At 72.6% G+C, this 11,032-nt stretch carries 5 protein-coding genes and 2 pseudogenes; 5 read left to right on the top strand and 2 right to left on the bottom strand.

The annotated features are described in order from the left end of the window. Positions 1 to 9: 9 nt before the first annotated feature. Together A5694_RS15185 and A5694_RS24110 are read left to right on the top strand one after the other, a co-directional pair. Complete coding sequence (locus A5694_RS15185; RefSeq protein WP_428844278.1) at positions 10 to 867, top strand: adenylate/guanylate cyclase domain-containing protein; 858 nt, start codon at positions 10 to 12, stop codon at positions 865 to 867. 142 nt (positions 868 to 1,009) lie between these two features. Then, on the top strand, positions 1,010 to 5,173 hold the full coding sequence (locus tag A5694_RS24110) for a PGRS repeat-containing protein (protein WP_064922648.1): 4,164 nt from the start codon (positions 1,010 to 1,012) through the stop codon (positions 5,171 to 5,173). A gap of 51 nt (positions 5,174 to 5,224) precedes the next feature. Here the strand turns inward: A5694_RS24110 and A5694_RS25185 are convergent. Next, positions 5,225 to 5,484: pseudogene (locus A5694_RS25185) on the bottom strand (Txe/YoeB family addiction module toxin). Positions 5,485 to 5,641: 157 nt separating this feature from the next. After that, positions 5,642 to 5,818, bottom strand: a pseudogene (locus tag A5694_RS25310) (hypothetical protein); the annotation flags it as partial. Positions 5,819 to 5,891: 73 nt separating this feature from the next. Between A5694_RS25310 and pheS the strand changes: the two are divergent. The 3 genes from pheS (at position 5,892) to A5694_RS15160 (ending at position 10,981) form a co-directional block, all read left to right on the top strand. Continuing rightward, a complete protein-coding gene (pheS, locus tag A5694_RS15170) occupies positions 5,892 to 6,944 on the top strand; it encodes a phenylalanine--tRNA ligase subunit alpha (protein WP_064922647.1) in 1,053 nt (350 codons plus the stop codon). Next, positions 6,944 to 9,433 carry a phenylalanine--tRNA ligase subunit beta gene (gene pheT, locus A5694_RS15165; protein ID WP_064922646.1) on the top strand — a complete coding sequence of 830 codons (2,490 nt, stop codon included), beginning with the start codon at positions 6,944 to 6,946 and terminating at the stop codon, positions 9,431 to 9,433. The genes pheS and pheT overlap by 1 nt, the downstream gene beginning before the upstream one ends. Before the next feature lie 96 nt (positions 9,434 to 9,529). Further along, on the top strand, positions 9,530 to 10,981 hold the full coding sequence (locus A5694_RS15160) for a dihydrolipoyl dehydrogenase family protein (RefSeq protein WP_064922645.1): 1,452 nt from the start codon (positions 9,530 to 9,532) through the stop codon (positions 10,979 to 10,981). Positions 10,982 to 11,032: the final 51 nt, after the last annotated feature.

The raw sequence follows: 11,032 nt of genomic DNA, 5'->3' as shown, positions 1-11,032 counted from the left end.
GAGGAGGTGGTGGAGATTCCGGAACAGACCAGTGCGAGCCGCCGCCGTTCGTTCTCCCTCGACGAGGCCGCGGCCTGGTTGAACCGGGCGACCAACGACGTGCGGGTAGTGGACTTGGTCCGGCGTGTGCGCCGGGCGCTGCCCGGTGACCCGGAGTTCGGCGACCCGCTGTCGACGGCCGGTGACGGGGGACCGCAGGCCGCGGCTCGGGCGGCGGGCCGGTTGATGGGCGACCGGTCGGCGGCCTCCCGGGAGGTCAGCCTGGGGGCGCTGCAGATCTGGCAGGCGCTGACCGAGCGGATGTCACGGGCGCCGTCCAACGCCGAGGCGACGCTGGTCTTCACCGACCTGGTCGGTTTCTCAACGTGGTCGCTGCGCTCCGGTGATGACGCCACCCTCACCCTGTTGCGGCGGGTGTCGCAGGCGGTGGAACCGCCGCTGCTGGATGCCGGGGGTCGGATCGTCAAACGGATGGGCGACGGGATCATGGCGGTGTTCCGTGATCCGCTGGTCGCGGTGAGCGCGGTGCTGCAGGCTCAGCAGGCCATCGGCACGGTGGAGGTCAACGGCTTCACGCCGCGCATGCGGGCCGGTATTCACACCGGCCGGCCGCAGCGGCTGGCCGACGACTGGCTCGGCGTGGACGTTAACATCGCCGCACGAGTCATGGAGCGCGCCGTCAAGGGCGGCATCGTGGTGTCCGGGTCGACTCTGGAGCGCATCGACCCCGCCGACCTCGACGAATTGGGCGTGGTGGCCAAGCGGGCGCGCCGGCAGGTGCTGTCGGCTAAGACCAGCGGGGTGCCCGCCGATCTGATGATGTACCGGCTCAAGGCGGTTCACCGCGAGGCCCCCGCCGCCGAGTAAGCGCCCGTCGCGGACGCCAAACCGCGGCAACGGATTCCCGCACTCGAGTGGAGGAACCCCGTTCCTTGGAATAGTCTGCGTGAACAACCCATCTATTTGTTCAGTTCTACACAGGTCGCCTTCAGCGCAGAAGCGGGGAATCATGGCAGGTCGGGAGCAGCGTCGGAACAACGGCCGCCGGGCAGGTAAGCGGCTGGTCGGCGCCGGCGGCACGGTGGCGGCGTTCCTGACCTTCGGCATGGCTCCGCTGGCCACCGCCCCCACGGCGCGCGCCGACCTCGACTTCGACTGGCTGACCGATCTGTTCAACCCGGTCTCGGATTCGACGGTCGGATGGGACAGCAGCGGCTGGGACAGCAGTGCCTGGGACATCAGCTCCTGGTTCAGCTCGGCTGACCCGGGTGTGGCCGCCGACTCGACTCCGGCGTTCGACATCACGTCGCTGTGGAACACGCTGTTCTACACGCCGATGCACACGGCCGTGGAGGCGTGGATCGAGAATCCGGCGAACGCCGGCACGCTCGAGTTCATCAACTCGCTGTTCAAGGACTCGGATTACTGCGGCCTGATCTGCAACGGCGCCGACGGTACCGCGGAGAACCCGGACGGCGGCAACGGCGGCTGGCTGTTCGGGGACGGCGGGGCCGGTTATGGCGGCGGCGAGGACGGCGCCGGAGGCGGCGGTGACGGCGGAAACGCCGGACTATTCGGCAACGGCGGGGCCGGCGGTGCCGGCACGGCGGACAGCCATGACGGCGATGGCGGCAATGGCGGCCTGGGCGGCTCGATCATGGGCATCGGCGGTGCCGGTGGGGCCGGCGGGCTGGGCGGCGACGGCGGCAAGGGCGGCGACGCCATGGGCTGGCTGTTCGGCATCGGCGGTGCAGGTGGCGCCGGGGGCGCGGGTGCGGTCGGTGACACCGGTGCGACCGGTGCTTGGGGCACCAACGGTGGAGTCGGCGGGAACGGCGGCGAGGGCGGCGTCGGCGGCACCGGTGGTGTGGGCGGCAACGCCACGAAAGCGATCTTCGGCAGCGGCGGCGCCGGCGGAGCTGGTGGTGCTGGCGGTTCGGGTGGCCAGGGCGGGACCGGCGCGGCCGGCGACGCCGACCACCGCGACGGTGGCACCGGCGGTAACGGCGGTGCGGGCGGCGAGGCCGGCAAGGGCGGCGAAGGCGGCAAGGGCGGATCGCTCGGTAGCGCCGGCGCAGCCGGCAAGGACAGCACGGTCAACGGCAACGGCGGGCAGGGCGGCACCGGCGGCGCCGGCATGGACGCCGACGCCAATCACGATGCCGGTGTTGGCGGCGCCGGCGGGACCGGCGGCAGCGGCGGCGAGAGCGGCAACGGCGGCCAGGGCGGGACCGGCGGTGCCGGTGGTGCTGGCTTCAATGAGGCCCATGGGGCCGGTACCGGTGGCAACGGCGGCACCGGTGGTGACGGCGGCAAGGTCGGCAACGGCGGCACGGGCGGTACCGGCGGTGCCGGTGGGCTCAGCGGCACCTACCAGGGCGCGGAAGGCGGCACCGGCGGCGTCGGTGGTACCGGGGGCGTCGGTGGCACCGACGCGGGCAACGGCGGCAACGGTGGTGTCGGTGGTGTTGGCGGCGCCGGGCACGACGGGGCCAAGGGCACAAACGGCGACGACGGCACCTTCGAAAACGGTGGAACCGGCAACGGCGGGCCCGGCGGCAAGGGCGGCGACGGCTTCGACGGCGGTAAGGGCGGCCAGGGCGGCCAGGCCGGCGCAGCCGGTGGCGGTGCGGGCAGCGTCGCCGGAAAGAACGGCAACGGCGGGGCCGGCGGCGCCGGCGGTGCTGAGGGCGCGGGCGGTGATGGCGGCAAGGGCGCCGACGGGACCTGGGCTAACGGCGGGGACGGCAACGGCGGCAACGGCGGGAAGGCCGGCGAGAACGGCCAGGGCGGTCACGGCGGCGCGGGCGGTGCCGGTGGCGGTTCCGGGGACAACGCCGGTGCCACGGGTGCCGACGGCGCTGAGGGCGGCAAACCCGTCGAGGCCAGCACGGGCGGCGCCGGCGGCAACGGAGCCGACGCCGATGCCACCCACGACCACGGCGGCAACGGTGGCAATGGCGGCGACGGCAATAACGGCGGCAAGGGCGGTGCCGGCGGCAGCGGCGGCGACGGCGGAACATTCGGCGACGGCGGCGACGGCGGTAACGGCGGTGCCGGTGGTGACGGTTCGCACAGCGCCGGTGGCGTCGGGGGCGCCGGTGGAGCCGGTGGTAGCTCCGTCTCCGGTGACGGCGGTAACGGCGGCAAGGGCGGCGCAGGAGGCAAGGGCGACGTCGGCGAGACGGGCAGCCACGGCGCTGACGGCACCTTCGACAACGGCGGCACCGGCGCCGGGGGCAACGGCGGCAACGGTGGTGCGGGCTACGACGGCGGCAAGGGCGGCGCGGGCGGTAACGGCGGCGCCTCGGAGCACGGCACCAAGGGCGTCAACGGTGACGGCGGTAAGGGCGGCCAGGGCGGTGCCGGCGGCGCGGGCGGCAACGGTGGTAACGGCGCTGACGGCAACTGGAATTACAAGGGCCAGTACGGCTTTGGCTCCGGCGGTAAAGGCGGCAACGCCGGTAACGCGGGCGCTGTGGGCAAGGGCGGCGACGGCGGCGCAGCAGGCACCGGCGGCACCGGCGGGGCGGCCGGCGCCGCCGGTGATAAGGGCGTAGGAGTCGCAGACTCCAGCGGCGTGCACGGCGGCAATGGCGGTAACGGTGCCAACTCCGACGGCGTCCTCCACCCGAACGGCGGCGCCGGCGGCGACGGCGGCACAGGTGGCACCAACGGCGACGGCGGCGACGGCGGCGATGGCGGCGGCTACGTCACTCCGCCCGCAGGCGACGACTCAAATCCCGGCGGACCCACCGTCTTCAACCCAACTACCGGCGGCAACGGTGGGGCCGGCGGCAACGGTGGCGCTGGCGGCACCACATCCGGCAGCGGTGGCGACGGTGGTAACGGCGGCAACGCCTACCAGCCCGCCGGAAATGACCCCAACACCCTGACCAAGGGCGGCAACGGCGGCGCCGGCGGCAATGGTGGCGTCGGCAATGGCGCCGGGAACGGCGGCAACGGCGGCGATGGTGGTAACGGCAACGCCGGCACCCAGTACGGCGGTGCGGGCGGCGCCGGCGGCAAGGGCGGCGCCGCGACTGGCTCCGGCAATGGTGGCGCCGGCGGTGACGGTGGTGCCGGTGGCACCGCGACCGGCTGGAAGTCCGACGGCACCTGGGGCATCGACGGGTTCAGCGGCAAGTTCGGCTCCGGCACCATCCTCGGTGTCTCCGGTGCCGGCGGCGCGGGCGGCGCTGGTGGAGCGTCCGTAACGGGTGACGCCGGAGCCGGCGGTGACGGCGGCGACGGCGGATCCGCCGCCGACGACGCCGGCGCCCGGGTTATCTGGGGCGGTTCCGGTGGCGCCGGTGGTGCCGGTGGCGCCGCTGCCAACAGCGGCAAGGACGCCACCGACAGCGGCGACGGCGGCGCAGGTGGCAACGGCGGTAACGGCGGTGAGGGCACCATCACGGGCGGCAGCGGCGGCAATGGCGGTGCCGGCGGCGCTAGCGCCAGTGGCGTCGGTGGCAAGGGCGGTGACGGCGGCGCGGGCAACGGCGGTACCGGCTGGAACGACGTCAACGGCAACCTGGCCGGCAAGGGCCAGATCCTGAACTTCGCCGGCAGCGGCGGCAACGGCGGTGCCGGCGGCAACGGCAAGACCGGTGGTGACGGCGGTGCCGGCGGCACCGGCGCCGACGGCACCGGTGGCGGCAACGTGTTCAGCTCCGGCGGCACCGGCGGCAACGGTGGAGTTGGTGGCACCGGCACCACTGGCGACGGCGGCAAGGGCGGCGCGGGCGGTGACAGCGGCGACGCGACCTGGCGGGCCCACAACGGTGGCGTCGGCGGTGCCGGCGGCAGCAGCGAAAAGGGCAACGGCGGCACCGGCGGCGACGGCGGTGACGGCGGCGACCTCCTTGCTGGTGGCGGGACTGCACCGACCAACGGCCAGGGCGTAATTGTCGGCGCCGGAGGAAATGGCGGTAACGGCGGCAGCAGCACCGCAACCGGCACTACCGGCCACGGTGGCGACGGCGGTCACGGCGGCGACGGCGGCGAAGGCGTCGGCAGCATCAAGGGCGGCTCGGGCGGCAGCGGTGGCACCGGCGGCTCGTCTGGTTCCGAGAAGGGCGTAACGCCTCCCAAGCCGACGGCGCCCACTACCACGGCCGGCGGCGAGGGCGTCGCCGGCGGCGCGGGAGCAGAGCCCGCGACCGGCAGCTAGCGCACGCGGCCGAGAGCCCCGCACGTCCACCGCGTGCGGGGCTCTCGGCTATCAGTAGTGGTAGCGGCGGGCCTGGAAGATTCTGGCCTCGTCGTCGTGGGCGCGGCAGTCAAGCCGGTGCTGGTCGTCGATGCGAGGCGACCAGTAGCCGGACGGCTCGCCTTTCAGCGGTTCGGGCTCGCCGATCCCGTCGAACGGATCCCGCTGGTTCTCCGCGCTCATCCTGACGAGGCGACATGCCAGCTTCACGTCGGAGCCGAGCCACAATGGGACGTCCCCCAGCCGGCGGGATCGAAGCGGATCTCCTTCACGCCTCGCCGCCGGCCATCTCCCGCGGCTCAGCAATCGACTTTGTCGGGGTGGCCAATCCGGGGCGCGGCGCCGGCCTCCATCAGCCGCCGGGCGTTCCCGCAGACCGCCACAGATAGCACCGCGCGACGCGACGCGCACCGGCTGGTGGTCGGTGTTGACCTGCTCCAGCAGCGGAAAAAGCTGTTTGCGGGCCTCGCTTGCGCTGATGGGCACTGTCACTCCCTGGACAAGAATGTCGGACGAACAAAGTGCCAGCAGCGCCTCGGCCGGGCAATCGTCGTGCTCGCTGCGGCGTGGCACGCCGCGGTCTATATGATTTGGACCGGCCAGCATTCCGGCCGAGGCGCCCTGGACCGATTTCGAACCGGGCCCGAGCCAACCCAGCCAGCAAGGAGAGTCGCGCCGCGTGGGCGATCAACCCGTTGACCCGTCCGTCGTCTCCGACGCGACCCTGAATTCGGCGCTGGACGCAGCGCAGCGGGCCTTTGACGCCGCCGCCGATCTCGACGCGCTGGCGCACGCCAAGACCGAGCACCTCGGTGACAAGGCGCCGCTGGCTTTGGCCCGCCAGGCCCTGGCCAGACTGGACAAAGCCGACCGCGCCGACGCCGGCAAGCGCGTCAACGCCGCGCGCGCGCAAGCCCAACGCGCCTACGACGAGCGGCTGGCGGCCCTGCGCGCCGAACGCGACGCCGCCGTGCTGGCCGCCGAAAGCATCGACGTCACGCTGCCCTCGGCGCGCCGGCCCGCCGGCGCGCGGCACCCCATCACCATGCTGGCCGAACACGTCGCCGACACCTTCGTGGCGATGGGCTGGGAGGTGGTCGAGGGCCCCGAGGTCGAAGCCGAGCACTTCAACTTCGATGCGCTGAACTTCCCCGTCGACCACCCGGCGCGCAGCGACCAGGACACCTTCCACATCGCCCCGGCCGGCTCACGCCAACTGCTGCGCACCCACACCTCTCCGGTGCAGATCCGTGCCCTACTGGCCCGCGATCTGCCGGTCTATGTCGTCTCGATCGGGCGCACGTTCCGCACCGACGAACTCGACGCCACCCACACGCCGGTGTTCCACCAGGTCGAGGGGCTGGCAGTGGATCGCGGGCTGACCATGGCGCACCTGCGCGGCACCCTGGACGCCTTCGCCCGATCCGAGTTCGGGCCGGCCGCTAAGACCCGCATCCGACCGCATTTCTTCCCGTTCACCGAACCCTCCGCCGAGGTCGACATCTGGTTCGAAGGCCGCAAGGGCGGCGCCGGCTGGGTCGAGTGGGGCGGCTGCGGGATGGTGCACCCGAATGTGCTGCGCGCCGTCGGCGTCGACCCGGATGAGTACTCCGGTTTCGCATTCGGCATGGGGCTGGAGCGAACCCTGCAGTTCCGCAACGGAATTCCCGACATGCGTGACATGGTCGAGGGCGATGTGCGGTTCTCCCTGCCGTTCGGGGTGGGTGCCTGATGCGCATTCCCTACAGCTGGTTGCGGGAGGCCCTGACCGCGGGCGCGCCGGGCTTCGACTTCTCCGCCGACGCGCTGGAGCAGGCGCTGTTGCGGGTCGGCCACGAGGTCGAGGCGGTGCACACCCTGGGGCCGGTCACCGGGCCGCTGAAAGTGGGCCGGGTCGCCGAGATCGAGGAACTCACCGAGTTCAAGAAGCCGATCCGGGCCTGCCTCGTCGACGTCGGCGAAGTCGAGCCACGCGAGATCGTGTGCGGCGCCACCAATTTCGTGGTGGGCGATCTGGTGGTGGTGGCACTTCCCGGCGCGGTGCTACCCGGCGACTTCGCCATCGCCACCCGCAAGACCTACGGCCGCACTTCCGACGGAATGATCTGCTCGACAGCCGAATTGCGGGTTGCCGCAGACTCTTCCGGCATCCTGGTGCTGCCGCCCGGCACCGCGGAGCCGGGCGCCGACGCCACCGAGGTGCTCGGCCTCGACGACGTGGTCTACGAGCTGGCGATCACCCCCGACCGCGGTTACTGCATGTCGGTGCGGGGGCTGGCCCGGGACCTGGCGTGTGCCCTGGATCTGGACTTCCGTGACCCGGCCTCGCGCGAGGTCGTGCCCGCACTGCCCAACGAGGGCCAGGCGTGGCCGCTGAGTGTGCAGCCGGGCACCGGGGTGCGCCGGTTCGCGCTGCGCGGCGTCACCGGCATCGACCCGGCGGCGGTGTCGCCGTGGTGGCTGCAGCGTCGCCTGCTGCTCTGCGGCATCCGGGCGATCTCTCCGGCCGTCGACGCCACCAACTACGTGATGCTCGAACTCGGCCACCCGATGCACGCCCACGACCGGGCGCGGATCATCGGCGGGTTCGACGTGCGCTTCGCCCGGCCCGGCGAGACCGTCACCACCCTCGATGACATCGAACGCAAGCTGGATCCCGCCGACGTGCTGATCGTCGACGACGCGGCGACCGCCGCGATCGGTGGCGTGATGGGCTCGGGCAGCACCGAAATGCGCGACGACTCCACCGACGTGCTGCTCGAGGCCGCGATCTGGGACCCCGCGGCGGTGTCGCGGACCGCCCGGCGCCTGCACCTACCCAGCGAGGCGGCGCGACGCTACGAGCGCTCGGTTGACCCGGCCATCTCGGTGGCGGTGCTGGACCGTTGCGCGGCGCTGCTGGCCGAGATCGCCGGGGGAGTCGTCGAACCCACCCTGACCGATTGGCGCGGTGACCCCCCGGTCCAGGATTGGTCGCAGCCGGCGATCGAGATCCCGGCCGACCTGCCCGATCGCACCGCCGGGGTGGGCTACCCCGAGGGCACCACCGCCCGGAGACTGACCCAGATCGGTTGCGCGGTAATGGGTTCCGATGTCTTGACCGTCACCCCGCCGAGTTGGCGCCCCGACCTGCGCCAGCCAGCCGACCTGGTCGAGGAGGTGCTGCGCCTGGAAGGGCTGGAATCCATCCCGTCGGTGCTGCCGACGGCGCCGGCCGGCCGCGGCCTGACCGATGCCCAGCGGCGCCGCCGCGCGATCGGCAAGTCGCTGGCGCTGGCCGGCTACGTCGAGGTGCTCACCACACCGTTTTTGCCCGCCGGTGTCTTCGACGCCTGGGGGCTCACCGACGATGACCCGCGCCGCGCCACGGTGTCGGTGCTCAACCCGCTGGAGGCCGACCGGCCGCAGCTGGCCAGCACACTGCTGCCCGGGCTGCTGGAAGCGTTGGTGCGCAACGTTTCGCGCGGCATCAGCGATGTCGCCCTGTTCTCGATCGCTCAGGTGGTGCAGCCGGCGCGGGGCGACTCCGCCCTGCCGGCCGTCCCGGTGGATCGTCGGCCCACCGACGCCGAGATCGCCGGAATCGACGGCGCCCTGCCGCACCAACCGCAGCACATTGCGGTGGGGCTGACCGGGCTAATCGAACCCCGCGGCCCCTGGGGACCGGGCCGGCCCGTCGAGGCCGCCGACGCCATCGAAGCCGCTCGGATCATCGCCCGCGCCAGCGGTGTCGAGGTCACGCTGCGCGCCGCGGCGTACCTGCCGTGGCACCCGGGCCGCTGCGCCGAGGTGCTGGTCGGCGAGACGCTGATCGGCCACGCCGGGCAGCTGCATCCGGCCGTCATCGAACGCGCCGGCCTGCCCAAGGGCACCTGCGCAGTCGAGCTGAACCTGGATGCCATCCCGATCGCTGCGTCGCTGCCGGCGCCGCGGGTGTCACCATTCCCCGCGGTCTTCCAGGACGTCGCGCTGGTGGTCGACGAGAAGGTGACCGCCCAGTCGGTGGCCGATGCGGTGCGTGACGGGGCCGGCGAGCTGCTGGAGCACATCGCCCTGTTCGACGTCTACACCGGCCCGCAGGTTGGGGAGGGCCGCAAATCGCTGGCGTTCGCGCTGCGCTTCCGGGCCCCGGATCGCACCCTGACCGAGGACGAGGCCAGCGCGGCGCGTGACGCGGCGGTGGCCTGCGCGGCCGAGCGCGTCGGTGCGGCCCTGCGCTAGGTCCCACCGTGCGCGAGGCTATCGCGAACCCCGGTGCTCCGGCATGCTGAGAGGCGCCAACCGCCACCAAGCGGGAACCTCGAGGGGGTCGACTCGATGCACGAATCCGAAACCTACGATGTGGTTGTGCTCGGGGCCGGACCCGTCGGTGAGAACGTCGCCGACCGTGCCCGAGCCGCCGGATTGACGGTAGCGGTCGTCGAACGTGAGCGCGTCGGCGGTGAATGTTCCTACTGGGCGTGCGTGCCCAGCAAGGCCCTGCTGCGGCCGGTGCTCGCGCTCAGCGATGCCCGCCGCGTCGCCGGCGCACGACAGGCCGTCAGCTCCTCGATCGATACCACCGAGGTCTTCGTCCGCCGTAATCGCTATGTGGGGGACTGGGACGACACCGGCCAGGCGGACTGGCTCAACGGAATCGGCGCGACGCTGGTGCGGGGCCATGCGCGACTGGACGGGCCACGGCGGGTGGCTGTCAGCGCACCCGGCGGCGACGTCACGACGCTCACCGCTCGGCATGCCGTCGTGATCTGCACCGGCACCCGACCAGCGCTTCCGGATATTCCCGGCATGACCGACGCGCGACCGTGGACCAATCGTGAAGCCACGGACTCCAGTTCGGTACCGGGCCGGCTCGCTGTCGTCGGCGGCGGGGGAGTGGGCGCCGAAATGGCCACCGCCTGGCAGGGTTTGGGCGCCGCGGTGACGCTGCTGGTGCGTGGGTCCGGGCTGCTGCCGCGGATGGAACCCTTCGTCGGCGAATACGTCGCCCGCGGGCTCGCCGACGCGGGTGTCGATGTGCGCACCGGTGTTTCGGTCGCCAAACTGCATCGCGCCGACCCCGCGGGCCCGGTGCGGCTCGACTTGACCGACGGCAGAGAGCTCGAAGTCGACGAGATCCTGTTCGCGACGGGCCGGGCGCCGCTGACCGACGACATCGGACTGGACACCGTCGCACTGACCCCCGGTGACTGGCTGGACGTCGATGACACCTGCCGGGTGAAAGCGGTGGACGACGGGTGGCTGTACGCGTGCGGCGACGCCAATCACCGGGCGCTGCTGACCCACGAAGGCAAGTACCAGGCACGTATCGCCGGCGACGCGATCGGCGCCCGGGCGGCCGGAAAGCCATTGGACACCGCGGCATGGGGCGCGCATGCCGCCACCGCCGACCACCACGCGGTCCCGCAGGTGTTCTTCACCGACCCCGAAGCCGCCGCGGTCGGCCTCACCGCCGAGCAGGCGCAGCAGGCCGGCCACCGGGTGCAGGTGGTGGACGTGGAGATCGGCGAGGCGGTGATGGGCGCCAAGCTGCACGCCGACTGCTACACCGGTCGGGCGCGGATGGTGGTCGACGCCGACGGCGAATACTTGCTCGGCGTCACATTCGTCGGGCCCGGGGTTGCCGAACTGCTGCACTCGGCCACCATTGCCGTGGTCGGCCGGGTGCCCATCAGCCGGCTCTGGCATGCCGTGCCGTGTTTCCCGACCATCAGCGAAGTGTGGTTGCGGCTCCTTGAGGGCTACCGCGATGCCGGGCAGGGCAGCTAGCCGCCGGCAGAAGTCAGCCGTTCCGCAGCAACCCGCGCCATCGCCACTGAG

The organism is Mycolicibacter sinensis, from assembly GCF_001667945.1.
In the GTDB taxonomy this organism is placed as follows: Bacteria; Actinomycetota; Actinomycetes; order Mycobacteriales; family Mycobacteriaceae; genus Mycobacterium; species Mycobacterium sinense_B.
This window is presented reverse-complemented; position numbering and strand designations above follow the sequence as displayed.